Annotated in this window: 25 protein-coding genes; 19 read left to right on the top strand and 6 right to left on the bottom strand. The window is 59.7% G+C overall.

Annotation, left to right across the window (positions count from 1 at the left end):
* Positions 1 to 17 precede the first annotated feature (17 nt).
* The 4 genes from hemJ to hemL all read left to right on the top strand — a co-directional run bounded on the left by hemJ (position 18) and on the right by hemL (position 3,344).
* Positions 18 to 461 carry a protoporphyrinogen oxidase HemJ gene (hemJ, locus tag GQF00_RS15780; RefSeq protein WP_161320191.1) on the top strand — a complete coding sequence of 148 codons (444 nt, stop codon included), beginning with the start codon at positions 18 to 20 and terminating at the stop codon, positions 459 to 461.
* Positions 462 to 544: 83 nt separating this feature from the next.
* On the top strand, positions 545 to 1,303 hold the full coding sequence (locus tag GQF00_RS15775) for a hydroxymethylpyrimidine/phosphomethylpyrimidine kinase (protein WP_161320189.1): 759 nt from the start codon (positions 545 to 547) through the stop codon (positions 1,301 to 1,303).
* Positions 1,300 to 1,944, top strand: a complete 645-nt coding sequence (gene thiE, locus GQF00_RS15770) for a thiamine phosphate synthase (RefSeq protein ID WP_161320187.1) — start codon at positions 1,300 to 1,302, stop codon at positions 1,942 to 1,944. Before GQF00_RS15775 ends, thiE begins: the two co-directional genes overlap by 4 nt.
* Before the next feature lie 113 nt (positions 1,945 to 2,057).
* Entirely contained in the window at positions 2,058 to 3,344 is a 1,287-nt protein-coding gene (gene hemL, locus GQF00_RS15765; protein WP_161320185.1) for a glutamate-1-semialdehyde 2,1-aminomutase, read from the top strand.
* 195 nt (positions 3,345 to 3,539) lie between these two features.
* On the opposite strand, the gene ybaK is transcribed toward hemL, so the two are convergent.
* From ybaK to mrcB, 3 genes are all read right to left on the bottom strand, one after another.
* On the bottom strand, positions 3,540 to 4,007 hold the full coding sequence (gene ybaK / locus GQF00_RS15760; protein WP_161320183.1) for a Cys-tRNA(Pro) deacylase: 468 nt from the start codon (positions 4,005 to 4,007) through the stop codon (positions 3,540 to 3,542).
* The gene (locus tag GQF00_RS15755) at positions 4,004 to 4,459 is read right to left on the bottom strand and encodes a tetratricopeptide repeat protein (RefSeq protein ID WP_202560568.1); all 456 of its coding nucleotides are present in this window, start codon (positions 4,457 to 4,459) and stop codon (positions 4,004 to 4,006) included. Before GQF00_RS15755 ends, ybaK begins: the two co-directional genes overlap by 4 nt.
* A 76-nt stretch (positions 4,460 to 4,535) precedes the next feature.
* On the bottom strand, positions 4,536 to 6,773 hold the full coding sequence (mrcB, locus tag GQF00_RS15750) for a penicillin-binding protein 1B (RefSeq protein ID WP_370519515.1): 2,238 nt from the start codon (positions 6,771 to 6,773) through the stop codon (positions 4,536 to 4,538).
* A 280-nt stretch (positions 6,774 to 7,053) separates the two neighbouring features.
* On the opposite strand from mrcB, the gene GQF00_RS15745 reads away from it, so the two are divergent.
* The 3 genes from GQF00_RS15745 (at position 7,054) to GQF00_RS15735 (ending at position 9,554) form a co-directional block, all read left to right on the top strand.
* On the top strand, positions 7,054 to 8,058 hold the full coding sequence (locus GQF00_RS15745) for an adenosine kinase (RefSeq protein ID WP_161320178.1): 1,005 nt from the start codon (positions 7,054 to 7,056) through the stop codon (positions 8,056 to 8,058).
* A 133-nt stretch (positions 8,059 to 8,191) separates the two neighbouring features.
* The gene (locus GQF00_RS15740; RefSeq protein WP_161320176.1) at positions 8,192 to 8,524 is read left to right on the top strand and encodes a Rieske (2Fe-2S) protein; all 333 of its coding nucleotides are present in this window, start codon (positions 8,192 to 8,194) and stop codon (positions 8,522 to 8,524) included.
* A 76-nt stretch (positions 8,525 to 8,600) separates the two neighbouring features.
* Positions 8,601 to 9,554 (top strand): serine/threonine protein kinase, encoded by a 954-nt coding sequence (locus tag GQF00_RS15735; protein ID WP_161320174.1) that lies wholly within the window; start codon positions 8,601 to 8,603, stop codon positions 9,552 to 9,554.
* 18 nt (positions 9,555 to 9,572) lie between these two features.
* On the opposite strand, the gene sfsA is transcribed toward GQF00_RS15735, so the two are convergent.
* The 3 genes from sfsA to GQF00_RS16635 form a co-directional block, all read right to left on the bottom strand.
* A complete protein-coding gene (sfsA, locus tag GQF00_RS15730) occupies positions 9,573 to 10,292 on the bottom strand; it encodes a DNA/RNA nuclease SfsA (protein ID WP_161320172.1) in 720 nt (239 codons plus the stop codon).
* 21 nt (positions 10,293 to 10,313) lie between these two features.
* On the bottom strand, positions 10,314 to 11,480 hold the full coding sequence (locus GQF00_RS15725; protein ID WP_161320170.1) for an aminotransferase class I/II-fold pyridoxal phosphate-dependent enzyme: 1,167 nt from the start codon (positions 11,478 to 11,480) through the stop codon (positions 10,314 to 10,316).
* Between the two features lie 134 nt (positions 11,481 to 11,614).
* Positions 11,615 to 12,229 (bottom strand): hypothetical protein, encoded by a 615-nt coding sequence (locus GQF00_RS16635; RefSeq protein WP_202560567.1) that lies wholly within the window; start codon positions 12,227 to 12,229, stop codon positions 11,615 to 11,617.
* Between the two features lie 202 nt (positions 12,230 to 12,431).
* On the opposite strand from GQF00_RS16635, the gene dksA reads away from it, so the two are divergent.
* The 12 genes from dksA (at position 12,432) to acs (ending at position 26,639) form a co-directional block, all read left to right on the top strand.
* The gene (dksA, locus tag GQF00_RS15715; protein ID WP_202560572.1) at positions 12,432 to 12,848 is read left to right on the top strand and encodes an RNA polymerase-binding protein DksA; all 417 of its coding nucleotides are present in this window, start codon (positions 12,432 to 12,434) and stop codon (positions 12,846 to 12,848) included.
* Between the two features lie 169 nt (positions 12,849 to 13,017).
* Positions 13,018 to 13,905, top strand: a complete 888-nt coding sequence (gluQRS, locus tag GQF00_RS15710) for a tRNA glutamyl-Q(34) synthetase GluQRS (RefSeq protein WP_161320168.1) — start codon at positions 13,018 to 13,020, stop codon at positions 13,903 to 13,905.
* Between the two features lie 248 nt (positions 13,906 to 14,153).
* Positions 14,154 to 14,330 (top strand): hypothetical protein, encoded by a 177-nt coding sequence (locus GQF00_RS16630; protein WP_007149317.1) that lies wholly within the window; start codon positions 14,154 to 14,156, stop codon positions 14,328 to 14,330.
* Entirely contained in the window at positions 14,320 to 17,256 is a 2,937-nt protein-coding gene (locus GQF00_RS15705; protein WP_161320166.1) for a sensor histidine kinase, read from the top strand. The genes GQF00_RS16630 and GQF00_RS15705 overlap by 11 nt, the downstream gene beginning before the upstream one ends.
* Positions 17,257 to 17,337: 81 nt before the next feature.
* Complete coding sequence (locus tag GQF00_RS15700; protein WP_161320163.1) at positions 17,338 to 18,666, top strand: sigma-54 dependent transcriptional regulator; 1,329 nt, start codon at positions 17,338 to 17,340, stop codon at positions 18,664 to 18,666.
* 655 nt (positions 18,667 to 19,321) lie between these two features.
* The gene (pcnB, locus tag GQF00_RS15695; protein WP_237440575.1) at positions 19,322 to 20,635 is read left to right on the top strand and encodes a polynucleotide adenylyltransferase PcnB; all 1,314 of its coding nucleotides are present in this window, start codon (positions 19,322 to 19,324) and stop codon (positions 20,633 to 20,635) included.
* A gap of 35 nt (positions 20,636 to 20,670) precedes the next feature.
* The gene (gene folK, locus GQF00_RS15690; protein WP_161320159.1) at positions 20,671 to 21,174 is read left to right on the top strand and encodes a 2-amino-4-hydroxy-6-hydroxymethyldihydropteridine diphosphokinase; all 504 of its coding nucleotides are present in this window, start codon (positions 20,671 to 20,673) and stop codon (positions 21,172 to 21,174) included.
* Positions 21,158 to 21,859, top strand: a complete 702-nt coding sequence (locus GQF00_RS15685; RefSeq protein WP_202560566.1) for a deoxynucleoside kinase — start codon at positions 21,158 to 21,160, stop codon at positions 21,857 to 21,859. The genes folK and GQF00_RS15685 overlap by 17 nt, the downstream gene beginning before the upstream one ends.
* A 187-nt stretch (positions 21,860 to 22,046) precedes the next feature.
* On the top strand, positions 22,047 to 22,835 hold the full coding sequence (gene panB, locus GQF00_RS15680; protein WP_161320157.1) for a 3-methyl-2-oxobutanoate hydroxymethyltransferase: 789 nt from the start codon (positions 22,047 to 22,049) through the stop codon (positions 22,833 to 22,835).
* Between the two features lie 199 nt (positions 22,836 to 23,034).
* A complete protein-coding gene (gene panC, locus GQF00_RS15675; protein ID WP_161320156.1) occupies positions 23,035 to 23,892 on the top strand; it encodes a pantoate--beta-alanine ligase in 858 nt (285 codons plus the stop codon).
* 88 nt (positions 23,893 to 23,980) lie between these two features.
* The gene (gene panD, locus GQF00_RS15670) at positions 23,981 to 24,361 is read left to right on the top strand and encodes an aspartate 1-decarboxylase (protein ID WP_161320154.1); all 381 of its coding nucleotides are present in this window, start codon (positions 23,981 to 23,983) and stop codon (positions 24,359 to 24,361) included.
* A gap of 340 nt (positions 24,362 to 24,701) precedes the next feature.
* On the top strand, positions 24,702 to 26,639 hold the full coding sequence (gene acs / locus GQF00_RS15665; protein WP_161320152.1) for an acetate--CoA ligase: 1,938 nt from the start codon (positions 24,702 to 24,704) through the stop codon (positions 26,637 to 26,639).
* The last annotated feature ends 13 nt before the right edge of the window (positions 26,640 to 26,652 follow it).

The raw sequence follows: 26,652 nt of genomic DNA, 5'->3' as shown, positions 1-26,652 counted from the left end.
AACCACAGGATAGACAGATGCAGTTCGCACTCGACCATTTTCTCTGGATCAAGGCCATCCACCTGATCGCCGTCATTTGCTGGTTTGCCGCCCTCTTCTATCTGCCAAGGCTATTCGTGTATCACGCCATGGCCGAGGACCAGATCAGCAAAGACCGTTTCAAGATCATGGAGCGCAAACTGTACCGCGGCATCATGAACCCGAGCATGATCGTTACCGTGGTGCTGGGCTTGTGGATGTTCATTGCCAACATGGAGGCCTACAAGGGCAGCGGCTGGATGCATGCCAAGCTGGCCCTGGTGTTCCTGCTGATTGGCTACCACCACGTTTGCCTGGCCTACATGAAAAAATTCGCCAACGATGCCAACACCAAGAGCGACAAGTTCTACCGGATCTTCAACGAGATCCCGGTGTTCATGCTGGTGGCCATTGTTATCCTCGTCATTGTTCGACCATTTTGATGACACCTGAAGCCTGACGCCAAACGCCGGACGGCAAACCGGCGCCTGCGTCAGGCCTTCGGTGTCCTGACTCAGGCGCGCCAATGAAACCGAATATTCTTGTTATTGCTGGTCATGATCCCTCCGGCGGGGCAGGCATTCATGCGGATATCGAAGCCATCCGGGCACTGGGCGGCTTTGCTTCCACCCTGATTACCGGCCTTACCGTACAGAACAGCCAGAACGTGCGAGGCTTCCAGCTCACCGACATCGCGCTTCTGGAACAACAGGCTGACGCCCTGCTGGAAGACGTCGACTACCAGGCAGTGAAAATTGGCATGACAGGCTCCGTGGCCATCATCGAGTTCATTGTCCGGCTGCTGGATCGCCTGCCCGGGGTGCCCGTGGTCCTCGACCCGGTACTGGCCGCCGAAGCCGGCGGCAGCCTCACCAGCGAGTCCCTGGCGGACATCATGCTCAGCCAGCTGGCTCCACGCTGCGAGGTAATGACGCCCAATCTGCCGGAAGCGCAAACTCTCAGCGGGAAAACCGGGGTACAAGACTGCGGCCAGGCACTGGTCACTGCCAGCGGTCAGGCCGCACTGATCACCGGCACCCATGACGATACCGAGCTGGTTACCAATCATCTGTTCACCGCCGCAGGCGAACAGACGTGGCAATGGGAACGACTGCCGCACAGCTACCACGGCTCCGGCTGCACCCTGGCCTCCTCCATCGCCTGCCTGCGTGGCCACGGCGAATCCCTGCCCAATGCCGTCGCGGATGGGCAGGCCCATGTGGACCACTTTCTGCGCAACGCCTTCCGCCCAGGCAACGGCCAGCACGTTCCGGACCGACGATGAGTGCGCCCTCCCTTAACAACGCCATCCACGGCCTCTACGCCATTACCGACCCGGCTCTGACGCCGGATGAGCGCCTGCTGCCTGCGGCGGAGGCAGCCCTGTTCGGCGGCGCCCGACTGCTCCAGTACCGCGACAAGATCGCCTCCAGAGATCAACGACAGCGCCGCGCCAGTCAGCTGCGCGCCCTGTGCCACGAATACGACGCCCTGTTCATCGTCAACGATGACCCGGTGCTGGCCGCAGAAGTGGGAGCCGACGGCGTCCATATCGGCCAGAGCGACGGAGGCATTGCCGCCGCCCGCGCCCTGCTGGGCGAGCAGCGCGTCATTGGCGTCACCTGCCACGGGGACCTGGCACTGGCACGGGACGCAGCCCGCGCCGGCGCAGATTACCTGGCCATGGGCCGCTTCTTCCCGTCATCCACCAAACCCCATGCGCCAGCGGCCGAGATTCACTGCCTGAAACAGGCCTGCGAGGAGTTTCACCTGCCCGTGGTAGCCATCGGCGGCGTGAATCCGGATAATGCGCCCCTGCTGATCCAGGCTGGCGCCGCCAGCGTGGCCGTCATCGAGGCCCTGTTCGGCCATTCCGACCCGGCCGACATAGAAGCCGCCGCACGCCGTTTCAGCACTCTTTTCTGATAGGGCCTGTAACACTACCGGGATGACACCTGTTGAGCCCCAAAAGCCGCCAATCCAGGCATGAGGGTAGTGTTACCAGGCCCAGCTCAGACCCCAGATTCAGGAGATACATCATGCCCCGCAAGCAATCCGAAAAACTGTTTCGTCAGGCCCAGAAGCACATTCCCGGTGGCGTCAATTCCCCGGTACGCGCCTTCAAGGGAGTCGGTGGCACCCCGGTGTTTTTCCATCAGGCCGCTGGCGCCTACCTGTATGACGAAGACGATAATCGCTACATCGATTACGTGGGCTCCTGGGGACCGATGATTCTGGGTCACAATCACCCGGACGTGATCACTGCCGTGGAAAGTGCCGTCAAGAATGGCCTCAGCTTCGGCGCGCCCACCGCAGCCGAAATCGCCATGGCCGACAAGGTCTGCGAGCTGGTGCCCTCCATGGACATGGTGCGCATGGTCAACTCCGGCACCGAAGCCACCATGAGCGCCATCCGTCTGGCCCGGGGCTATACCGGCCGCGACAAGATCATCAAGTTCGAAGGCTGCTATCACGGCCACGTGGACAGCCTGCTGGTAAAAGCCGGCTCCGGCGCCCTGACCCTGGGCAACCCCAGCTCCCCGGGGATCCCGGCTTCCGTGACCGCCGACACCCTGACACTGAATTACAACGATGCCGCAGCAGTAGAGAACGCCTTCAATGAATACGGCGACCAGATTGCCGCCGTCATCGTGGAGCCAGTGGCCGGCAACATGAACTGTGTACCGCCCACTCCGGCGTTCCTGCAGGCCCTGCGCAAGCATTGCGATGACCATGGCAGCGTGCTGATCTTTGACGAAGTGATGACCGGCTTCCGGGTGGCACTCGGTGGCGCCCAGGCCATGTATGGCATCACCCCGGACATGACCACCCTGGGCAAGATCATCGGTGGCGGCATGCCGGTGGGTGCCTTTGGCGGCAAGAAGGACATCATGGAGCACCTGGCCCCGCTGGGCCCGGTCTACCAGGCCGGCACCCTGTCCGGAAACCCGGTGGCCATGGCCGCTGGCCTGGCCACCCTGAACCTGATCAGTCAGCCGGGCTTCCACGACGCCCTCGCCGAGAAAACCTCCCGGCTGCTCAATGGCCTTACCGAAGCGGCCCATGCGGAAGGCGTTGCCTTCACCACTGCCCAGGCCGGCGCCATGTTTGGCCTGTTCTTTACCGACCAGAGCCGGGTGAGCAGCTTCGCCGAAGTGATGGCTTGCGACAGCGACCGCTTCAACCGCTTCTTCCACGCCATGCTGGACCAGGGCATCTATCTGGCCCCCAGCGCCTTCGAAGCCGGCTTCGTGTCTGCGGCGCACAGCGACGAGGATATCGATGCCACCATTGCAGCGGCAAGAAAGGCATTCGGGAAGGTCTGACCAAACGTCTCGGCAGGAGCGTCGCTGGCGGCGCGATAAAAGACCTGGATCAAAAGCAATTTCACCACAGAGGGCACAGAGATCACTGAGAAAAGACGGTTTTAAACTCTGTGTGCCCTGCTCCCTCTGTGGTAACCATCGCTTTTAAGGGTTCTGGTTATCGCGTCGCCAGCGACGCTCCTACGGAGAGGTCGCTCAGTCGCGGACCAGAGGGGCAAGCTTGCCGCTGGTCAGGTAGAGCAGATCCTGCGGCGCCATGGCAATTTCCAGGCCGCGGCGACCGGCGCTCATGTAAATCTCCGGCTGTAATTCCGCGCTGCTATCCAGATACAACGGCAAACGTTTCTTCTGTCCAAGCGGACTGATCCCGCCCAGCACATACCCGGTCAGGCGTTGCGCCTTGTCCGCCGGACACATCACCGCCTTCTTGCCGCCATGGGCCTTGGCAAGAAACTTCAAATCCAGCTGATAGATCACCGGCACCATGGCCACCACCGGCTGATCATCCACCAGAGCGACCAGGGTCTTGAACACCTGCTCGGGGGGCAACCCCAATAGTTCCGCCGCTTCCAGGCCGTAGCTTTCCGCCTTGGGATCATGCTCATAGCTAAGCAGTTGATGCTGCACCTTCGCCGTTTTGGCCGCGGCCACCGCTGGGGTCATACAGGCCTGCCAGGCATCAACACGTCAGATGCGCGCTGGCGAGCCTCGTCGGCACCCGCCTTGTCACCCTGCCGCTCCCGCGCCGTGGCAACCAACTCCCAAAGTTCCGCACGATACTGCGGATGATCCGGCGCCAATCGCAACGCTTTCAGGGCAAACCCTTCCGCACTGCGGGCATCCCCTTCAAACAGACGCAGATCCGCCAGCGACTTGTACAACCAGGAAGAATCCGGGGCGATATTCAATGCCCGCTCCAGGTAACGTTCTGCCGCTGCTGTTTCGCCTTGCTGCCGGGCAGCTTCGGCCCGCTGCAACAAGGACAGCGCCGGCGACCCTTCCAGTTCCACGCTGGCGGTCATGGGTTCCTTCGGGGCATCAGGCACGCTCACCGCACAACCGGTCAGCCAAAAACTGACAACCAGTACCCGAAACAACATCTGCATAGTTTTCATCCTGATCGCTCTTTACTGCCTGTAAGCCGCGGCAACACCGTGACAACTCGCCAGCACGCTCCCACAAAAAGACCCGCTAATCAAACAAGCCCTTGAACCAGCCCTTGATCCCCTTGCCGGTTTGCTTCACTGCCCCGCAGCCATCTGCATCCTGAGGAATTGAGGCTTCCAGCATCGGGTAGCGACGCGCGTCGCCACACCCTTCTGCGCTGACCTGTTGGCCATTGGGGTTCATCCACACCCACTCCACACCGTCAGGTGGGTTCTGGGAAAGGCTGCGCTGGGGCAGCTTGCCCATCAATCGAGCCCATACCGGCAGAGCACCACTGGAACCCGTGATACCCGCATTGCCATTATCATCCCGACCAACCCAGACCACCGCCAGATGGTTGGCGGAGAAACCGGCAAACCAGGCATCGCGAAAATCATCGCTGGTGCCGGTCTTGCCCGCCACTTTCAGCCCTTCAGGTAAATAGGCACGGGCCGAACGGGCAGTACCATTGTCCACCACCTGCTGCATGGCCCACTGGGTCAGGAACGCCGGGCCCGCCTCAATCACTTCATCTGCGCTAACCGGATAACGGGCCAGCGGCTCCCCTTCCTTGTCCAGCACATCAGTAATGGAACGCAGCCGGGTACTGAAGCCTCCGGTTGCCAGAGGCTGGTACATCATCGCCACTTCAAACGGGGTCAGCGCCAGACTACCCAGCAGGATACTGGGGTAACGGGGGACATTGCGGGTCACCCCCAGGGTTTCCATGGTGCCCGCCACCTTGTCCAACCCCACGTCCAGCCCCAGCCGGGCCGTGGCCTGGTTTCGGGACTGGGCCAGCACGTCCACCATGGGCATGGCGCCACGGGCCTGCTTGTCAAAGTTCTGCGGTTCCCACAGATCCCCGTTGGGCATGGCCACCTGGATCGGCCCATCCTCTACCAGAGTAGCCAGGGACCATTTTTTCGGCTGCCGCACGGCCGCCAGCACCACCGCGGGCTTGGCCAGTGACCCCATGGGCCGCTGCGCATCCAGGGCCCGGTTGAAGCCGGCTTCACGGGAATTGCGGTTACTGACCAGCGCCAGCACGTCACCCTGGGCCGGCGCCACCACGACAACGGCACCGTTCAGTTTCTTGTCCTGTTTCGGGTCGCGATTATCCAGATGCTCTTTCAGTGCACCTTCGGCAGCCAGCTGGGCCAGCACATCGAGGGTGGAATGAATATTGAGTCCCTCATCACTGAGCACCTCCGGCGGATAATCCCGCGCCAACTGGCGACGCACCAGATCGATAAAGGCCGGGAAGGCATAAAGGGCGGAAGCGCCGCGAGGCACCACTTCCAGGGGACGGGCGCTGTATTTATCGAAATCCCCCTGAGACAGGGCACCCTGTTCCAGCGCCACCCCCAGCACCGTGTTGCGACGCTCCATGGCCCGCTCCGGGCGACGGCGCGGATCATACCAGCTGGGCCCTTTAAGCAACGCTACCAGCGTCGCTAACTGATGCGGCTCAAGCTCCTGCAAAGGTCGCCCAAACAGAAACTGGGCACCGAGCCCCATGCCATGGATAGCACGGGCACCGTCCTGGCCGAGATAAACCTCGTTGAGATAGGCCTCAAGAATCTGCTGCTTGCTGTAATGCAGCTCCAGCAGCATGGCCATGGGCATTTCCAGCAGCTTGCGCGACAGGGTGCGCTCGGAGGTCAGCCAGAAATTCTTCACCAGCTGCTGGGTCAGGGTGCTACCGCCCTGCACCAGACCGCCGGCTTTCAGGTTGGCCAGCATCGCCCGAGCCAGGCCTCGCAGGGAAATACCGTGATGATCGTAGAAACTCTGGTCCTCGGTGGCGATCAGCATGTCCACCAGCAGCGGCGGCACCTCTTCCAACGGCACCAACACCCGGTCTTCGGCATGCTGGGGATGGATACTGCCAATCTGCAGCGGCTCCAGCCGGGCCAGTCCTTCGCCACCGGCCTGCAGCGACTGGATCTGCCCACCGGACAAGGAAAGCCGAATGCGTTTTGGCTTCTCGCCCCCATCACTGTCATTAAAACCACGGGTATGAATCAGCAGGCTATTACCCTGCACGGAAAAACTCCCCGGCGTGGACGCACGGGAATCCCGGCGATAGCGCATCAGGTCCAACAGCTTGAGCATATCTTCCCTGGACAGCACCCGCCCTTCATACAATTCCACCGGGCGCGCATACACCCGTGCCGGCAGTTGCCAGACATGGGCATCGAAGCGCTGGCGTACCATGGCGTCCAGATACGCCATCCCCGCAGCCCCGATAACCAGCAAGACCACAAATACCTTTGCCACAAGAGACCAGCTGAACCAGCGACGGGGGTTCGCCGTTTTTCTCTTACGGGCAGGTGCTTTCTTGCGCGCTGTTTGCCCCCGCGATCGCGCCGGGGTCTTTTTCGTTTTTTTAGCCATGGGGACGGAGTATAGAGAAAAGTGTGGGTATTTTATGAGTACGGAGCGGGCAATATGTTCCGCAAGTGGAAAAAGCACGGGGGCCGACGTCCGACCGTATAATTTTGCATCTGTACCGCGGCAGCCCATAATAGCCGCCCTTGCAACGTAATACGGAGCCACCATGACCAAGAAATATGACGTTTATGCCCTCGGTAATGCCCTGGTCGATACCGAAATCGAGGTCAGCGACGCCTTTCTGGAGCGCATGGACGTGGGCAAGGGCTTGATGACCCTGGTCGACGAGGCTCGCCAGGCCGAACTGCTGGCGGCTCTTGCCGATGAGGCCGAGCCCCACAAACAAACCAGTGGCGGCTCCGCCTGCAACACCGTGGTGGCTACCCGCTACTTTGGCGGCACCAGCTACTACGCCTGCAAGGTGGCCAGCGATGCCACCGGCGACATCTTCGTCAACGACCTGACCGCCGCCGGCGTGGACACCAACATGAACGGCAACCGCGACAGTGGCATCTCCGGCAAGTGCCTTGTCATGCTGACACCGGACGCCGAGCGCACCATGAATACCTATCTGGGTATTTCCAGCGAAGTGTCCGAGAACGATCTGGACGAAGCCGCCATCGCCGCCAGTCACTATGTCTACCTGGAAGGCTATCTGGTCAGTGGCGACAATTCCCGGGCCGCCACCGTCAAACTCCGTCAGCTGGCTGAGAAGCACGGGGTCAAAACGTCGCTGACCTTTTCCGACCCGGCCATGGTGCAGTTCTTCAAGGATGGCCTCACTGAAATGCTCGGCGATGGCGTAGATCTGTTGTTCTGCAACGAAGCGGAAGCCACCAGCTATACCGATACCGACAGTGTGGAAGCCGCGCTGGATGCACTGAAAACCGTGTGCCGTTCCGCCGTGATCACTCTCGGCGCCAAAGGTGCACTGGTGTGGGACGGTACTGACACTCACCAGATCGAGCCGGTGGCAGTAAAAGCGGTGGACAGCAATGGCGCAGGCGACCTGTTTGCCGGCGCCTTTCTCTATGCCATCACTCACGGCCATGACTTTGCCACTGCCGGGAAACTGGCCTCTGTGGCCTCCGCCAGACTGGTCACCGAGTTCGGCCCGCGCCTGCCCGCCGAAGATCATCTGGAGATTCGCAAGGTCGTGCTGGGCGAATAATTGCCGTCAAAGAAGCCGGGGCGAAAGCAATGATTCGCGGCGCCCCCACTTCCAGGCCCGGCTGCGGCATTGCTGACCCACACCGATGACTCCCGGCACTCTTCACCCTACGCAACAGGACAAGAAAAGCACCATGGAACACATTTGCAACCTGGACGACATCGAGCACGAAAGTGCCCGCGAATTCCGCAAGGACGACCAGCCCATTGTGGTCGCAAAATTCGATGGCCAGATCCACGCATATATCAACTGGTGTCCGCACCTGGGCATCGAGCTCAACTTTATGCCCGACGACTTCATGGACAGCGACAAGCAGTTCATCATGTGCGCCAACCATGGTGCCCTGTTCGAAGTACAGACTGGCAACTGCCTGTCCGGCCCCTGCATGGGTGACAAGCTGGTGCCTGTGCCAGTGGAAATCCGCGGCAACGAGATCTGGCTGGGCGAGGTTCCGGAGCCCGCTTGACGCCTGACGTGGGATGATGCGACACAAGAAAGCCCCAAACGGCCCGGCACCTGACACTTAACCTTATAGGTTCACCATGTCCCACCCTTTTGACGATCTCACGCCGGATTTCATGCTGGATGCAGTAGATGCGGCCGGCTTTCTCAGCGATGGCCGTCTGCTGCAGCTGAACAGCTTTGAAAACCGGGTCTACCAGGTCGGCCAGGAAGAGGGGCCGCCCGTGATCGTCAAGTTCTACCGCCCCGATCGCTGGAGCGACGAACAGATACTTGAAGAGCATGCCTTCAGCCTGTTCCTGGTGGAGCGGGACCTGCCGGTGATTGCACCGGAAGTGCGCGACGGCAACAGCCTGTTCCACTGCGACGGTTTTTCCTTTTCCGTATTTCGCCGCGCCGGGGGCCATGCGCCCGAGCTGGCCAACGACAGTCACCTGGAACAGCTGGGGCGGACCCTGGCCCGCTGGCATGCCTGCGGCAGTGACCGCCCCTACCAGTTGCGCCCAACCCTTGATGTCATAGCGGATACCCGCGCCGCCAGCCGCTACCTGATTGATGACGTGATAGACCTGAACTACCGAGGCCAGTATCGCGACCTGATCGGCCAACTGCTGGAGGCCATCGAACAGCGTCTGGCCGGCCTGAGTTTTCCGCTCTTGAACGTCCACGGCGACTGCCACACCGGCAATATCCTCTGGCGCGACGACAGCCCCCACTTTGTGGATCTGGACGACAGCCTGCGCGCTCCGGCCATGCAGGATCTGTGGATGCTGCTGTCCGGCGAAGAGGATGAACAGCAACACCAGCTGAGAGTCCTCGCCCAGGGCTATGACACCTTCCTGCCCTTCCCCTGGGAACAGAAAGCCCTGATCGAACCCTTGCGGATTCGCCGCATGGTCTGCTACGACGCCTGGCTGGCAAAACGCTGGGATGACCCGGCCTTCCCGCCAGCCTTTCCCTGGTTTGAATCCATGAATTACTGGGGCAGGCAGCTGGAACTCTTGCAGCAGCAACACCAAAGCCTGCAAATGTAGCGGGCAACCAGGAAAACGCTACCGCAGGACCGGCAAGGCTTTGTCGAGCTGGAAAAGCTGATCTGACAGGGAGACTTTCCAGGCCAGTACTTGCACCCCTTGGTCCATTGCCTCTCTCAGCAACACCCCATAACGGCTGTCGATTTCATCCGCAGGCCGGGCTGCCACCGCACCGCTGTGCTGAACACAAAACACCAATGCCGCCCGCTTGCCGCTAGCCGCCACCTCCATCAGGGTTTTGAGATGTTTCTGGCCACGCTCGGTCACCGAATCCGGGAAGGCAATGACGCCGTCATCCTCGTCATCTGGCCCCGGACCCAGAGTGACATTTTTCACTTCGATAAAGGTATGCGGATCAGCTCGCTCACCCAGCGCCAGATCGAAGCGGCTGTCGCCATACTTCACTTCCCGTTCTACACCATCGGCCGGATCCAGTTCCGGTATCAGGCCAGCGCGCACGGCTTCTTCCACCAGACTGTTGGTGCGGCTGGTATTCACCCCGGCCCAATGGCCGTGGGCCACCTGCAGGGCCTCCAGGGTATGACGATACTTGCGCTTGGGGTTGCCGCTATCGGAGATAAGCGCTGGCTGCGGTGAGCCCAGCACACAATTTTTCATGGAGCCGGTATTCGGGCAATGCACGGTAATCTCTGAGCCATCGGCTCGCAGCACATCAGCCATGAATCGTTTGTAACGGCGCAGCAGGGTGACCGTCTCCAGAGGCGGATCAAACTTCACAGGAACTCCCGCTAATATTGTTCACAGATTGCCCAGATAGGCTTCCAGTCGATGCAATGCCTCAGAGAGTCGAGACTCGGAACAGGTATAGGCCAGCCGCACATAGCGGCGATGGTCATGCCCTTCTCCAAAGTCCAGCCCCGGAGTCATGGCCACGCCGGCCTGTTCCAGCAGATCCGCGCAGAAGGCAAAGCTGTCATCGGTCCAGGCGCTTACATCCGCATACAGATAGAAGGCACCATCGCCGCGGGACACCACCGGAACCTTGAGATGGGCAAGACCGTTAAGCAAACACTGACGGCGGCGAGCCAGCAGCTGATGGCGCTGTTCAAGGATGGTCAACGACGCTTCTTCCAACGCGGCCAGCCCCCCGTACTGAGCCGGCGTAGACGGCGCCAGGAACAGGTTCTGTGCCAACCGCTCAATAGCAGGCACCAGCGCCGGCGGCGCCACCAGCCAGCCAAGTCGCCACCCCGTCATGCAGAAATACTTGCTGAAGCTGTTAATGACGATGACCTCGTCTGTCTCCGCCAGCACCGACCCCGCCGGCTGACCGTAGCAAAGCCCCTGATAGATTTCGTCCACCAGCAGCACGCCCCCCAGGCCTTTCACTGCATCCGCCATTTCTGCCAGCGCCACCGGGCTGAGCATATTTCCGGTGGGATTGTCCGGGCTCGCCACCATTGCCACGCGGGTATTGGGTTGCCACGCATCAATCAGATCCTGGGTGGACAGGCTGAACTGACGCTCCGCCGAGAGCACCAGGGGCTGCACCTCGCCACCGACCAAATGGACAAACTGGCGATTACAGGGGTAGCCGGGGTCTGGCAACAGCACCCCGTCACCAGGATCGATCAGCGCCGCCAGCGCCAATTGCAACGCGCCGGACGCACCCGGCGTCACCACCACCTGGCCAGGGGACACCGCCGCCCCGAAGCGTTCCCGATAATCCGCGGCAATGGCTTCGCGCAGGGCAGGCAACCCCGCCGCCGGCGTATAGCCGGTCTGGCCATGAGCCATGGCATCACGGATGGCATCCATCACCGGAGCCGGAGTGTCAAAATCCGGCTCTCCCACTTCCAGGTGAATAACATCCCGCCCCTGGGCGGCAAGTTGTTGGGCGCGCTCCAGCAGCGCCATCACATGAAAGGGCGGCACCTCACTGGCGTAACGGGACAATCGGGTCATGACAAGTTTCCTCTTCCATGCCGTGGCTGCATGGCTATAATCGGCCAGATTTTCATCAATCAGGCTACCTCTATCGGGCCGGCTCTGTAATTGGTGACAACACTTGCCTATAAGGGGTAAGGTCGAAGATTACATTATGCCCATGAGGGAAGTTCGGGCACAGGACAGAGAGTCAAGACGATGCTAAGGGAGTTATTGAAGATGGCCACCGGCAAAAAGAAAGCGCCGAAGAAAGCGGCGGCTAAAAAACAAACATCCGGAACTGCAGCCAGCAAGAAAGCTTCGGCTTCCTCAGCAAAGAAAGCCCCGGCCAAGAAGGCCGCAGTGAAAAAGCCTGCAGCCAAAAAGGCCGTTGCCAAGAAAGCGCCAGCAAAGAAGGCGGCGGCGAAAAAAACCGCGGCCAAACCGGCAGCTAAAAAAGCGGCCGTGAAGAAGGCACCAGCCAAGAAGGTGGCCGCCAAGAAAGCCCCGGCCAAAAAGGCAGCGGTGAAAAAACCGGCGGTCAAGAAAACCGCCACCAAACCGGCAGCGAAGAAGTCACCTGCCAGCAAGCCCGCAACCAAGAAGGCGGCCGTGAAAAAAGCCCCAGCGAAGAAAGCAGCGGTGAAGAAGCCCGCTACCAAGGCTGCGGCAAGCAAGCCAACCGCCACCAAGGCGACCAAAAAGCCTGCCAGCAAACCCCAGACAGCAAAGGCGACAGCAGCAAAACCGGCTGCCGCCAAGCCAGCAGCCAAAAAAGCGGCTGCCAAGAAAGCAGCTCCGGCTGCACCAAGAACAAAGCTGCCTACCTCCGGGAAGGCACGGTCCGCAGCAGCGTCTGCGGCCACCCGAACATCGCACTCCGGTACCGCAAGGAAAGCGTCTGCCGGCAATGGAATGTCGCCGAGCCGATCCACCTCTTCTGCTCAGGTAAAAAAGAACGTGAAAAAGTCATCCAAATCCGCGTCCTCAATGGCCCAGCTACACGGCTTGGAGCCCTACCAGCCAGCGGCTGGCGAGGATTACATGAATGAAGCCCAGCGCGCTCACTTCCGCAAGATCTTGCTGGCCTGGCGCCAGGAGCTGATGGAAGAAGCCGATCGCACCATGCATCACCTCCAGGACGAACAGGTCAACCTGCCCGACCCGGCAGACCGAGCTACCCAGGAAGAAGAATTCGCCCTGGAGTTGCGCACCCGGGATCGTGAACGCAAGCTCCTCAAGAAGATCGAAAAAACCCTGGATCTGGTGGACAAGGACGATTACGGTTACTGCGAAGCCTGCGGTATCGAAATCGGTATCCGCCGCCTGGAAGCCCGCCCCACCGCCGAAATGTGCATCGACTGCAAGGAACTGGCGGAGATCAAGGAAAAGCAGCTGGCAGGGTGAGGCAGTTAATAGTTAATAATGAATAATTAATAGCTCGCGATAGCGGGCTATTGATTGTGCCAGCCAGGGGGCCGCGCCAATGCTTTGTGCGCGGCTTCCTGCGTTTCAGCACCCTGCTATTCTCATCCGTGCAACTATTAATTATTAACTATTCATTATTCATTGCCCTATGACCTATCGCGGACGTTTCGCCCCCACGCCCTCCGGCCCGCTGCATTTCGGCTCGCTGGTAGCGGCACTTGCCAGCTGGCTGGAAGCCCGTACGGCAGGCGGGGAATGGCTGGTACGTGTGGACGATCTGGACCCTCCCCGGGAAGTGCCCGGTGCCGCTGATACCATCCTTTTGCAGCTGGAACAGTTCGGGTTGGAGTGGGATGGCTGCGTTCGCTACCAAAGCCAGCGCCATGACGCCTACCAAGCGGCCATTGATCAATTGCTGGAGCGCAGACACGCCTTTTACTGCACGCTAACTCGCAAGCAATTGGCCAGCCTGGACCATAACCACCCGGGCATCAGCGCTGCCGTTAGCGACAGCCATGATGCCTCGGTGCGTCTGGCGGTGCCGGATCGTGAACTGTGTTATGACGACGGTATTCAGGGCCGAGTCTGCAACAATCTCCATGATGATGGCGGAGCCTTTGTGATACGTCGTCGTGACGGCCTCTTTGGTTACCAACTGGCCTGTGCCCTGGATGATGCCGACGACGGCATTACCCATGTGCTACGGGGTGCCGACCTGATCGATTCCACCCTGCGCCAGCGCTGGTTGCTGGAATGCCTGGACCGCCCGGCACCGCTTTATGCTCATCTGCCCGTGGTGACCGATGGACGTGACGCCAAGCTCTCCAAATCCGGCAGCAGCGAAGCGCTCGATGCCGGGCGCGCCAGCGCGCTCCTCACTGCAGCCCTGCACTGCATGGGCCTGCAACCACCAGCGGACCTTCACGGCGCACCACCGGCAACATTGCTGGCGTGGGGCAAAGCCCATTATCCGGAACACCGGTGGCCACCAGGCCGCCAGCAACCCCTACCCAGTGAGCTGAAAGTTAAAAGTTAAAACGCGGTGCAGGTTGGTGCGGGTGCTGAGAGTGTGCCCGCGATTCACTGTTTGGGCGCGGGCACGACGGAGACGCGACCTCAAACCCATCTCACGCATTTGAACTTTAAACTTACCCACCACCGAACCGGGCCCTTGTTTTGCATTTCGCTATCAACTCTCAACTGTCCACTGTCAACTGCCCTCCCCGCTTTTACACAGCTCCCCCACCTGACGTATGCTCTTCGCCCTGAAGGGGCAAAAACCACATGTATACCGACCGCCTGCTGATCATTTTCATTTTGGGAACCTACCTGCTTTCCCCTGCCATTATCGACTGGTGGAGCGAGGGCGGACGTGCCTGGTACCGGCCCTACCTGATCTGGCTGGGTCTGATTGCCCTGAGTTACTGGATCGCCAAGAGCAAAGACGTCGATGGTCTATAGTGTCAGTGAACTGATCGCCATCGCCGGCGGTTATCTGCTTTTCCTGTTTCTGGTTGCCTGGATCACCGAGCGCGGCTGGCTGCCTGCCCGTCTGGTTCGGCACCCGGCGGTCTACGTTTTTTCGCTGGGCGTCTATGCCAGTGCTTGGGCGGTGTACGGCTCAGTGGGCTATGCCTACCAGTACGGCTACAATTTCCTGTCCTACTTTCTCGGCATTTCCGGGGTCTTTCTGCTGGCCCCCATCTTGCTGGCGCCAATACTCAGACTCACCGCCACCTATCAGCTCAGCTCCCTGGCTGATCTGTTCGCCTTCCGCTACCGCAGCCGGCTGGCAGGCGCCCTGACCACCATCATCATGCTGATCGGGGTACTGCCACTGCTGGCGCTGCAGCTCAAGGCGGTGGGCGAATCCATCCAGATCCTTACCGGCACTGACGACCCGCGCTCACTGGCCGGCGGCTTCTGCATCATGATGGTGATCTTCGCGATCCTGTTTGGCGCCCGCCATGCCACCGCCAGGGAAAAGCATGAAGGTCTAGTGGTGGCCATCGCCACGGAATCCCTGATCAAACTGCTGGCTTTCGGTGCGGTTGCACTGCTCGGTTTATATGGCGTGTTCGACGGCCCCGGCGATCTGGGCGAATGGCTGGACGAGCATCCCGAAATGCTCGCACGCCTCTATTACCCCCTGCAGGATGGCACATGGCATTCCATGATCATGGCCTTCTTCGTGTCTGCGGTGGTACTGCCGCACATGTTCTATATGGCCTTCACCGAAAACCTGAACCCGCGGGCACTGATCACCGCCAGCTGGGCACTGCCCTTGATGTTCCTGGTCATGGCCCTGTGCGTACCGGTAATTCTGTGGGCGGCGGCGGCCAGCAATGCACCAACGCCTCCAGACTATTACGCCCTCGGCATCGGCATGGTCACCGGCGGTCACGGTGCCGTACTCGGTTATATTGCCGGCCTTGCCGGCGCCAGCGGCATGCTGATTGTCGCCACCCTGGCGTTGTCCGGCATGTGCCTGAACCATCTGATTCTCCCTGCCAGCCCGCTGCACCAGGGTCAGAACCTGTACCGCAATCTGCTGTGGACGCGACGCACCCTGATCGCCGCCATCCTGGCACTGGCCTACCTGTTCTACCGCTTTACCGGTGCCAACCACACCCTGGTAGAGCTGGGCGTACTGTCCTTTGTCGCCACCCTGCAGTTTGTCCCCGGCCTGATCGGCGCCCTGTTCTGGCCCACCGGTAACCGCAACGGCCTGTTTGCCGGTCTGATTATCGGCTTCCTGCTCTGGCTGCTCCTGCTGGTGTTGCCAATAACCTATCCCAGCCTGCAGATCCCCCAACTGATGGAACTGGCGGGCATGCGTTACCAGCACGGCGCCAGTCAGTGGCACCATGTGGCCATTGCCTCGGTATCCGCCAACGCTCTGCTTTTTGCCATCATTTCCATCGTCACGCCCATGTCCCGGGCAGAGAAGAACGCTGCCGAAGCCTGTGCCGTAGACAGCCTGCGCCGCCCCTATCGCTGGGAGCTGGAAGCCAAGAGCGTGGACGATTTCATTGATGCCCTGACCATGCCACTGGGGCCGATTACCGCCACCCGGGAAGTGGAAATGGCGCTGCGCGACCTGCGCCTGCCGCGAACAGAAACCCGACCTTATGCCCTGCGCCGGCTGCGCGATCAGCTGGAAACCAACCTTTCCGGCCTGCTGGGTCCATCCGTCTCGCATCAGCTGATGGACGACCACCTGCCCTACCTCCCCAAGGAAGAACAGGGCACCAGTGAAGACATCCAGTTCATTGAATCCCGACTGGAACAATACCGGGATCGCCTTTCCGGGCTGGCCGCCGAACTGGACGGACTTCGTCGCTTCCACCGCCAGACCCTGCTGGAACTCCCTATGGGGGTGGTGTCACTGGGTGCCGATGACGAAATCATTGGCTGGAACCAGGCCATGGAAGCCCTCACTGGCATCACCTCTGCCGACACCATCGGTTCCCGGCTAGCGGACCTGGACGATCCATGGGGGGAGTTCCTCACCCGTTTCAGCCGTGATGCCAATGCCCACCAACCCCAGCAATCACTGGAAGTGGGCGGCCAGACCCGCTGGCTCAGCCTGCATAAATCCCTGGTGATGGGCGTGGGTACCGCCGAGCAGGCAGGGGGGCAGGTACTGGTGATTGAGGACATTACCGAGCTGCGGCACATGGAAGCGCATCTGGCCCATAACGAACGCCTGGCATCCATTGGCCGGCTTGCCGCCGGGGTTGCCCACGAGATTGGCAACCCGGTTACCGCCATTGCCTGCCTGGCCCAGAATCTGGACGGTGACAGCGATGCCCGTGAACAGATGGAATCCAGTCAGCAGATCCTGGAGCAGACCCGTCGCATTACCCGTATTGTGGAATCCCTGGTGACCTTCAGTCATTCCGGCAGCGTTCGCCAGACCGAGCATGTGCCGGTGAGCATTCGGGATACCGTAGACGAAGCCATTTCGCTGCTGCTGCTGGATCCCGATCATCGCCAGCAACGCTTTGACAATCAGTGCCCCGCCGACAGTTGGGTGCAAGGCGATCCACAACGCCTGCTGCAGGTCTTCATCAATTTACTCGGTAATGCCGCCGACGCCTGCCAGCCCTCGCAACCCATCACCATCCACTGCCAGAGTGTCGATCCGTATCTGGAAATCCGGGTGGAAGATCTTGGTCATGGCATCCCAGCAAATGTGCGAGATGCCCTGTTTGAACCCTTTGTCACCAGCAAGAGTCCGGGGCGTGGTACCGGTCTTGGACTGGCGCTGGTGTACAGTATCATCGAAGAACATTTCGGCAGCATCAACGTGGAAAGCCCGCTCAATGACGATGGCGGCACACGCTTTATTATTCGACTGCCAATCCACAATGCCGCAAGTTAAGGTAATATTTTGCAGATAGCATGCCGGTTCAGGAAACATTGCCCTGAAGTATTAATCGGTCAGTACAGGAACCTGTGATTCATGAGCCACATCCTGATTGTTGAAGACGAACCTGTTATTCGCGGCGCGCTGCGAAAACTGCTGGAGCGTCATGACCACTCTGTGGAAGAAGCCGACTCCGTTGAGCAAGCCAGGGAAAAAAGCCTCAATCAGTTTGATCTCATCATTAGTGACCTGCGCCTGCCGGGCGAGCCAGGGACCAACATGATCGAGGCCGCCGGCAGCACACCGGTACTGATCATGACCAGCTATGCCAGCCTGCGCTCCGCTGTGGACGCCATGCGTCTTGGCGCCGTGGACTACATCCCCAAACCCTTCGACCACGATGAAATGCTGCTCGCCGTGGATCGGGTACTCAAGGAAGGTCGGCTCAACCGTGGCAACCGCGCCCTGCGCCGGGACATCGAACGCAGCTACCCGGTACGCAACATGGTCGGCGACAGTGATGTCATGCACGACCTGCGTCATCGCATCAGCCGCGTGGGCCCAACCAATACCCCCGTGCTGATCATGGGCGAAGCGGGCACCGGCAAGGAACTCACCGCCCGCGCCCTGCATGAAAACAGCGAACGGGCATCCGGCCCCCTGGTATCGGTGCAATGTGCCGCCCTGCCCCGCAACCTGCAAATCACGGAACTGTTCGGTGACGACGGCAACCCCGGCCGCATCGAAGAAGCCGACGGCGGCACCCTGTTTCTGGACGAAATCGGCGAACTGGCCAGTGAAGTGCAAAGTCGCCTGCTCACCCTGCTGACCCACCACGAAATTCATCGTCAGGGCTCTCTGGCGCCGCGCAAGGTAGACGTGCGGGTGCTGGCCAGCAGCCAGCTGGATCTGCCTGGCCGGGTTGCTGATGGCACCTTCCGCCAGGACCTGTACTACCGACTCAACGTCATGGAGCTGACACTGCCTCCCCTGCGTGAACGGGACGATGATATCGACTTGCTGGCCGATGCCCTGCTCGGCCGTGGCAGCGAGAAACTCAATCGCCATGGGCTGTATTTCACGGAATCTGCACGCGAAGCCATGCATAACTACAATTGGCCGGGCAATGTGCGGGAACTGGAGAACGTGATCGAGCGGGCCATCATTCTCACTGAAGAAGACAGCATTGGCCCTGCGCAACTGGGGCTCAACCCCAATCGCACCCCGCAGCGAGTCAGCCGGGTCAGCCTCGACCCCAGCGAAGATCTGTCTCTGGAGGACTATTTCACGCGCTTTGTGATGGAAAACCAGGACAGCATGACCGAGACAGAACTGGCCCAGAAACTGGGGATCAGTCGAAAAAGCCTTTGGGAACGACGCCAGCGGTTGGGGATTCCACGCAAGAAAGGTGGCAACAGACGCTGATTACGGGCGTTTCAAGCCAGCCGGCCTGACCATTGACCGCCAAATCCCGCGCGCTCGTCACTTTGGTCAATCAATAAATTGCAACGGCAACAGAAAGATTTCTCCGAATTTCCTGCCCTGAACACCCAAATTGCAGCCAAGTGTTACCGCCCTACCCAGAAAAGTAACACTGTTGTTACCCAAACAGACCCAGGCTAATACCCATTTTCACCTTTCATCCATAACGCATTGTTTTTAAAAGGGTTTAAGACTGTTTGCATTGGGAGGGGGCGAAAGGCACTATGAATCCCACGCCAGCAAACAACAAAAACAAAGGCGTAACGGCTCAACAATAACAACAAGAAAGAATAACAATAATTTTACGAGCCAATGCAGTGCTGCTTGCAGCACTAGGCAGATAACAACACAAACAATAATAACAACAGAATCAGCGCAAAATATGGGAGTCACAACCTCGGTTGTGGCTCCTTTTTACTTTTGGGCCTTCACAAACCCAATTGCAGAGTATACGTGACGAATCCCTCACCCGGCGAGAAAAAAGTGCTACTATCGCCACCTTGCCATTTATTCACATGAGTCCGGACATTCACGCATGCCCTGCAAGCTCCTGGAACGTATGACAGGCTGGTTCAAAAAGGGTTCCCATAATCCTTCAATGAATTCACCCCAGATTATCCCCCGCGACCAACACCCCATCTCCCGCCAGCAGATCTCCCGTGCTGCACTGAATGTGCTCTACGGCCTGCACAAGGCTGGCTTTGAGGCATTTCTGGTGGGCGGCTGCCTGCGCGACATCCTCAGTGGCCGCGAACCCAAGGACTTCGACGTCTCCACCAATGCCACCCCGGAGCAGGTTCATCGCCTGTTCAAGCGCAGCCGCATCATTGGCCGGCGCTTCCAGATTGTGCATGTCCGTTTTGGTCGCGAAGTCATTGAGGTGTCCACCTTCCGGGCCATGAACCGGGACGAAAACCCTGACAAGCAGCAACACCACGCCCATGAAGAAACCGGCCTGGTGCTACGCGACAACACCTGGGGCAGCATCGAGGAAGATGCCCAGCGCCGGGATTTCACCTGCAACGCCCTCTACTACAACATCGCCGACTTCACACTGCACGATTTCACCGGCAGCCTGCGCGATATCGAAAATGAACGTATTCACCTGATCGGCGACCCGGAAACCCGCTACCGGGAAGACCCGGTTCGCATGCTGCGGGCAGCCCGCTTTGCCGCCAAACTCGGCTTCCATATCGACAAGGCCACCGCCGACCCGATCCCCGATCTGGCTGAATTGCTGCTTCAGGTTCCCTCCGCCCGCCTGTTTGATGAGGTCCTCAAACTGTTCCTCAGTGGCCACGCCCGCGCCTCCTACGAACAACTCCAGCAGCTGGGCCTGTTCCGCTTCCTGTTCCCCGGCACCCAGAATGCACTGGACGGCGAACAAGGCCAGATCTGGGAAGACATGCTGCTGGCCGCCATGGACAATACCGACCGGCGCCTGGCCATCGACAAGCCCGTTACCCCGGCCTTTATCTATGCCGTACTGCTGTGGCCGGAAATCCAGCAACGCCTGGGCGGCTATCTGTCCAGCGGATTGCCCCCGGCCCAGGCTCTGCACAAGGCTGCGACCCGGGCCCTCAACGACCAGATCAAGCACACCGCCATCCCGCGCCGCTTTTCCACCGTGATGCGCGAGATGTGGGAACTGCAACTGCGCCTGGACAAACGTGCCGGACGCCGCGCCGACGCCCTCATGGAGCACCCCCGTTTTCGCGCCGCCTATGATTTCCTGTTGCTGCGCGAGCAGGCAGGCGAGATCAAACCCGGACTGGGCGACTGGTGGACCCGCTATCAGGAAGAGGATGAACAGGGGCGCAGGCAGATGATCAGCGACCTTGGCAATCAAGCCAGCGGCGGCAACAAGCGCCGCCGTCGGCGCCGGCCACGCAAGCCCAAGGCCGACAGTTAAGCCGGCACCGTTACGCCGTACCCCCGGGAGCAGTCATGCAGGCTTTTATCGGACTTGGCAGCAATCTGGATAATCCGGAGCAGCGCCTGATCAGTGCGCTGTCCGCCTTGCAGCGGCTACCGGGGGTGACGATGCTGCATCATTCCCGGCTGTTCAGCAGCGCCCCCATCGGCCCCCAGGACCAGCCCGATTACGTCAATGCCGTCGCCCAAGTGGCATTCAGCAGTACGCCCCATGAATTGCTGCATACCCTGCAGGCCCTGGAACTGGCCGCCGGACGACAGCGCTTGCGTCACTGGGGCGAGCGCACCCTGGACCTGGACATTCTGCTGATCGAAGGTCTGAATATCGATACCCCGGACCTGCAGGTTCCCCACCCGCAAATGATCCACCGGGCCTTTGTCCTGCTGCCACTGCTGGATATTTCCCCCCATGCTCACTTGCCTGACGGCACCGCACTGAGTAGCTTTCTGAAACAGGTAGAAGATCAGCGTCTCTCCCCACTGGCAGAACTGGATTGCGATGCACTCATTGAATGAGAAAACCCTCACTGAAAAGATCGAGCAACGCCGTCAGGCTGGCAATCTGCCACGCTTTATCGCGGTAGAAGGCCCCATTGGCGCCGGCAAAACCAGTCTGGCCCGGCGTCTCGCCATGACCTTCGGCTACGATCTGTTGCTGGAACAGGCAGAAGACAACCCCTTCCTGACCCGCTTCTATCAGGACCCGGCCCGCTACGCCCTGCAGACCGAGCTGTTTTTCCTGTTCCAGCGTGCTGACCAGCTGCGTCAGATCCAGCAGCAGGACCTGTTCGCCGGCCCTCGTATCGCCGACTTCCTGATCGACAAGAATCGGCTGTTTGCCCAGGTCACTCTGGCTGACGATGAGTTCGAACTGTACCGCAATGTGGACGACCACCTGACCCTGGATGCCCCGCAACCGGATCTGGTGATTTACCTGCAGGCGCCACCCCAGGTACTGCGCCAGCGTATCACCCGCCGCGGCAACGATTTTGAGCAGCGCATTGAGGGCGATTATCTGGACCGGCTCAGCAATGCCTACACCGAATTCTTCCATTTCTACGACCGCGCCCCACTGCTGATCGTCAACGCCGCCGAGATTGACCTGGTCAACCACGACCGCGATTACCAGCAACTGATCAGCGAGCTGCTGGACATCCGCTCCGGGCGACACTATTTTAACCCCCGGCCGCTAGTCGGCTAAAAACCAGCTGCAAGCTACAAGCTTCAAGCTACAACGCAAGAAGTCGTTTACTGCCCTGCCAGGCATGGCGCCGCGACCAGACCCTGTGCGCGGCCACAAAAGCAGTAAACCCTGACAACCTTGATCGTGTTGTAGCTTGAAGCTTGCAGCTTGTAGCTCGCCCCTGAATTTCCCTGGGAGGTTTCCCATGTCCGTGACCATTCGCACCCTGCAGAAGCGCAAGCAAGACGGTGAAAAATTCTCCGTTCTCACCGCCTACGATGCCTGTTTCGCCCAGCTGATTTCCGAAGCCGGCGTGGACGCCATACTGGTGGGTGACTCCCTGGGCAATGTGATCCAGGGTCAGTCCAGCACTGTGCCGGTGACCCTCGAACAGATGGCTTATCACACTGAATGCGTGGCCCGCGGCAATAAAGGCAGCCTGGTCATCGCCGACGTGCCGTTCATGGGCGCGGCCACCGTGGAGCGCGCCCTGGAAAGCTCCACCGCCCTGATGCAGGCCGGCGCCAACATGGTCAAACTGGAAGGCAGTGCCTGGCTGGCGGAAAGCATCGAACTACTCAACCGTAACGGTATCCCGGTATGCGCCCACATGGGCCTCACCCCCCAGGCGGTAAACGCATTGGGCGGCTACCGGGTACAGGGCAAAGACGATGACAGCGCCAGTGAAATGCTGAAAGCCGCGCAAACCCTTGAGCAGGCCGGTGCCGCCGTGCTGTTGCTGGAATGCGTGCCCCGCGAGCTGAGCACCCGCATCACCCAGGCGGTAGGCATCCCGGTCATCGGCATTGGCGCCGCCCCGGAATGCGACGGCCAGGTGCTGGTCATGCACGATATGCTCGGCATCAGCCCCGGCAAACCTGCCCGCTTTGTGAAAAACTTCATGGCCGACGCCAGCGATATCCAGAGCGCCTTCAAGGCGTATCATGAAGCCGTACTGAACGTCAGTTTCCCGGCGGACGAGCACTGTTTCTAAAATCAGCAACAAGCTAAAAGCCTCAAGCTACAACGCGGATCCGAACACGGAATCTTCATTGTCTGGAGCCGCGCACAAATGCCAGTAAATTATTCCTGGCAAAGAAACGCGGGCAATGTCGCCTGTCAGTTGGCGCCGCCCTCACCCGCGCCTTGTAGCTTGAAGCTTGCAGCTTGTCGCTTATTCACCGAGGTTTTCAATGCAAACTGCCCATACCGTTTCCCAGGTCCGCGAAGTGGTTCGCGGCTGGCACCGCGAAGGCCTGAGCGTGGGGTTTGTGCCCACCATGGGCAATCTCCACAGCGGCCATATCAGTCTGGTTCGCGAGGCCATGGCCCGTTGCGACAAGGTGGTCGTGTCCATCTTTGTCAATCCAACCCAGTTCGGCCCCAATGAGGATTTCGACCGCTACCCCCGCACCCTGGACGCGGATGCCGCCCAGCTGGTGGATGCGGGCGCAGCCCTGTTGTTTGCCCCCTCTGTGGAGGAAATCTACCCGCTTGGCCAGAACCAGACCTGGGTAGACGTGGAGGGTCTGGGTGATTACCTGTGTGGAGCCAACCGAGAGGGGCATTTCCGTGGCGTGACCACGGTGGTCTCCAAGCTGTTCAATATTGTCCAGCCGGATGTGGCCGTATTTGGGGAGAAGGACTTCCAACAACTGGCAATTCTGCGGCGAATGAGTGAAGAGTTACTGTTCCCGGTAAAGATTGTCGGCGCCCCCACCAGCCGTGAAGACGACGGGCTGGCAAAAAGCTCGCGAAATGGCTTTCTTGACGAGAGTGAGCGCAAACTTGCCCCGCTCATCTACGCAAACCTGCAAAAGCTGCGCAGCGACATTGAGCAAGGAGCGCGGGACTTCCGCAATCTGGAACAACGCTATACAGAGCGGCTCAATACCGCAGGCTTCCAGGTGGATTACCTGACCATTGCCAACGCCAGCAGCCTGGCGCCAGCGGCCAAAAACGACACCGATCTGGTGGTTGCTGTAGCCGCCAAACTGGGCAAAACACGATTGATAGACAATGTCTCACTGGCCGTTGTAGACAACCCGTGATTCGTGCATACTTCGGGCCCCTTGAAGCGCCTGCTTGGTTCTAACGTCCTGTAATTGCAGGCTTCGGGTAGTGTGAGAGGTAACCAAGATGCAGTGCACCATGCTGAAAGCAAAACTCCATCAGGCTCGTGTCACCCACGCGGAGCTCGAGTATGAAGGCTCCTGCGCCATCGATGGTGATCTGATGGACATGGCGGGTATCCTGGAGTACGAACAGATCCAGATATACAACATCGACAACGGTGAGCGTTTCGAAACCTACGCAATCCGTGGCGAAGCCGGATCCAAGATCATTTCTGTGAATGGTGCAGCTGCACATAAGGCACAACCTGGTCACCGTGTGATCATTTGCGCCTACGCCAGCTACTCCAGCGCCGAACTGGTCAACTTCAAGCCCAGCCTGATCTACATGGATGAAGGCAATGCCGTAAAAGGCACCAGCAACGCGATTCCGGTTCAGGTCGCCTGATACCAGATCCGTTCGAAAGGATTTTCTTAAAACGCCGGCTTTTGCCGGCGTTTTTTTTATGTCTGGTTTCACGGTCACCTTGCCGCTCTCGGCTGGGCAGCATTCGTTTGGCTCCGCTTTTTTTCTCCCCGACAAGCCCAAAAAATCACCGTTTTGTGCAGCTTTCCGCAATGGACCTTGGCCATTACTCAACGCTTTGTTTACTCTTGTGACAACCGGTTTCGTTCTCTCTGCGCCCTACGACCATGGTGGAATAGTCGAGGAACGAGATACTCACAATAATGAAGGAAAAACGGGCGCCAACCTGGCACCCAGAGGCAGTATTCCAAGGAGGCCCTTGATGTCCAAGCCCATAGTCCACCCTGTTCCCGAAGCTTTTAAGGCGCAAACCCTGATGGACCGCGAGCGCTACGATCGCCTGTACGCGCAGTCCATCAACGACCCGGATACCTTCTGGGCGGATCGCGCCAACGAGTTTCTGGACTGGAAAACACCGTGGGACACCGTCAGCGACTGGGACTTTAACGAAGGCCGTGCCGCCTGGTTCAAGGGTGCGACGCTGAACGTCTGCTACAACTGTGTGGATCGCCACCTGCCCGAGCGCGCCAACCAGACTGCCATCATCTGGGAAGGCGACGAGCCGGATCAGGACAAACACATCAGCTACCAGCAGTTGTTCGAGGAAGTCAGCAAGTTCGGTAATGTACTCAAGGATCGTGGCGTCGAAAAAGGCGACCGTGTTGTCATCTATATGCCGATGATCCCGGAAGCCGCCTACGCCATGCTGGCCTGCGCCCGCATTGGCGCCATTCATTCTGTGGTGTTCGGTGGCTTCTCGCCAGAAGCCCTCAAGGATCGCATCAATGATGCCGGCGCCTGTGCCGTGATCACCGCCGACGAAGGTGTCCGCGGCGGCAAGACCGTGCCCCTCAAGGTCAACGCCGACAAGGCCATGGATGGCATCAACGGCGTTCATACCTGTATTACCGTGAAGCGCACCGGTGGCAATGTAGCCTGGCAGAGCGACCGCGATGTCTGGTATCACGAAGCCATGGCCAACGCTGCCAGCGATTGCGAACCGGAATGGGTGGACGCGGAAGATGCGCTCTTTACCCTCTACACCTCCGGCTCCACCGGCAAACCCAAGGGCGTGGTCCACACCAGCGCCGGCTACTTGCTCAGCGCCGCTCTCACCCACAAGTATGTGTTCGATTATCACGAAGGCGACATCTACTGGTGTACGGCGGACGTGGGCTGGATCACCGGACACAGCTATATTGTCTACGGCCCGCTGGCCAACGGCGCAACCACCCTGATGTTCGAAGGGGTGCCCACCTATCCGGATGCCTCCCGCTGCTGGCAGGTGGTGGACAAGCACAAGGTCAACATCTTCTATACTGCGCCCACTGCCATCCGCGCCCTGATGGGCGTGGGCAACGATCCGGTGACAAAGACCTCACGTGCCTCCCTCAAACTGCTGGGCACCGTCGGTGAACCCATCAACCCGGAAGCCTGGGAGTGGTACTACAAGATCGTGGGCGACTCTCGCTGCCCCATCGTGGATACCTGGTGGCAGACCGAAACCGGCGCCATCATGATTGCTCCGCTGCCCGGCGCCGTGGACCTGAAAGCCGGCTCCGCCACCCTGCCCATGTTCGGCATCGAACCAGTACTGATGGACCCGGATGGCAATGAACTGGAAGGCGCCAATTCAGGCAACCTGGCGATCAAGTCCAGCTGGCCCAGCCAGATCCGCACCGTCTACGGTGATCACCAGCGCATGATCGATACCTACTTCAGTGCCTACAAGGGCTACTACTTCACCGGTGATGGCGCCCGACGTGATGAAGATGGCTACTACTGGATCACTGGCCGTGTGGATGACGTGCTGAATGTATCAGGCCATCGTCTTGGTACCGCCGAAATTGAATCAGCCCTGGTACTGCACCCGAGCATTTCCGAGGCGGCAGTTGTGGGTTACCAGCACGACGTGAAGGGCCAGGGCATCTACGCCTATGTGTCTCTCATGGCGGGCAAGGAAGGTAGCGATGAACTGGTGAAGGAGCTGCGTGACATGGTCACCCAGGAAATTGGCCCCATCGCCAAACCCGACCTGATTCACTTCGCCCCGGGCCTGCCCAAGACCCGTTCCGGCAAGATCATGCGCCGCATTCTTCGCAAGATTGCCGCCAACGAACTGGACAGCCTGGGAGACACCTCAACCCTCGCCGACCCAAGCGTAGTCGATCAGCTGATTGAGACGCGACTGAACAGGTGAAGTCAGATATTAA

The organism is Alcanivorax sp. DP30 (assembly GCF_009882945.1).
Lineage (GTDB): Bacteria > Pseudomonadota > Gammaproteobacteria > Pseudomonadales > Alcanivoracaceae > Alcanivorax.
Note: the sequence above shows the minus strand (reverse complement) of the source record. Positions and strands in the feature narration are given on the sequence as shown.

Coding starts and splice junctions, on each gene's coding strand:
- GQF00_RS15685 (WP_202560566.1), top strand. CDS start 21,158: ATGCACTCATTGAATGAGAAAACCCTCACTGAAAAGATCGAGCAACGC.
- gluQRS (WP_161320168.1), top strand. CDS start 13,018: ATGACCTATCGCGGACGTTTCGCCCCCACGCCCTCCGGCCCGCTGCAT.
- panB (WP_161320157.1), top strand. CDS start 22,047: ATGTCCGTGACCATTCGCACCCTGCAGAAGCGCAAGCAAGACGGTGAA.
- GQF00_RS15740 (WP_161320176.1), top strand. CDS start 8,192: ATGGAACACATTTGCAACCTGGACGACATCGAGCACGAAAGTGCCCGC.
- GQF00_RS15755 (WP_202560568.1), bottom strand. CDS start 4,459: ATGAAAACTATGCAGATGTTGTTTCGGGTACTGGTTGTCAGTTTTTGG.
- GQF00_RS15735 (WP_161320174.1), top strand. CDS start 8,601: ATGTCCCACCCTTTTGACGATCTCACGCCGGATTTCATGCTGGATGCA.
- hemJ (WP_161320191.1), top strand. CDS start 18: ATGCAGTTCGCACTCGACCATTTTCTCTGGATCAAGGCCATCCACCTG.
- GQF00_RS15705 (WP_161320166.1), top strand. CDS start 14,320: ATGGTCTATAGTGTCAGTGAACTGATCGCCATCGCCGGCGGTTATCTG.
- thiE (WP_161320187.1), top strand. CDS start 1,300: ATGAGTGCGCCCTCCCTTAACAACGCCATCCACGGCCTCTACGCCATT.
- folK (WP_161320159.1), top strand. CDS start 20,671: ATGCAGGCTTTTATCGGACTTGGCAGCAATCTGGATAATCCGGAGCAG.
- GQF00_RS16630 (WP_007149317.1), top strand. CDS start 14,154: ATGTATACCGACCGCCTGCTGATCATTTTCATTTTGGGAACCTACCTG.
- ybaK (WP_161320183.1), bottom strand. CDS start 4,007: ATGACCCCAGCGGTGGCCGCGGCCAAAACGGCGAAGGTGCAGCATCAA.
- hemL (WP_161320185.1), top strand. CDS start 2,058: ATGCCCCGCAAGCAATCCGAAAAACTGTTTCGTCAGGCCCAGAAGCAC.
- acs (WP_161320152.1), top strand. CDS start 24,702: ATGTCCAAGCCCATAGTCCACCCTGTTCCCGAAGCTTTTAAGGCGCAA.
- panD (WP_161320154.1), top strand. CDS start 23,981: ATGCAGTGCACCATGCTGAAAGCAAAACTCCATCAGGCTCGTGTCACC.
- GQF00_RS15700 (WP_161320163.1), top strand. CDS start 17,338: ATGAGCCACATCCTGATTGTTGAAGACGAACCTGTTATTCGCGGCGCG.
- panC (WP_161320156.1), top strand. CDS start 23,035: ATGCAAACTGCCCATACCGTTTCCCAGGTCCGCGAAGTGGTTCGCGGC.
- GQF00_RS15775 (WP_161320189.1), top strand. CDS start 545: ATGAAACCGAATATTCTTGTTATTGCTGGTCATGATCCCTCCGGCGGG.
- GQF00_RS15725 (WP_161320170.1), bottom strand. CDS start 11,480: ATGACCCGATTGTCCCGTTACGCCAGTGAGGTGCCGCCCTTTCATGTG.
- pcnB (WP_237440575.1), top strand. CDS start 19,322: ATGAATTCACCCCAGATTATCCCCCGCGACCAACACCCCATCTCCCGC.
- dksA (WP_202560572.1), top strand. CDS start 12,432: ATGGCCCAGCTACACGGCTTGGAGCCCTACCAGCCAGCGGCTGGCGAG.
- GQF00_RS15745 (WP_161320178.1), top strand. CDS start 7,054: ATGACCAAGAAATATGACGTTTATGCCCTCGGTAATGCCCTGGTCGAT.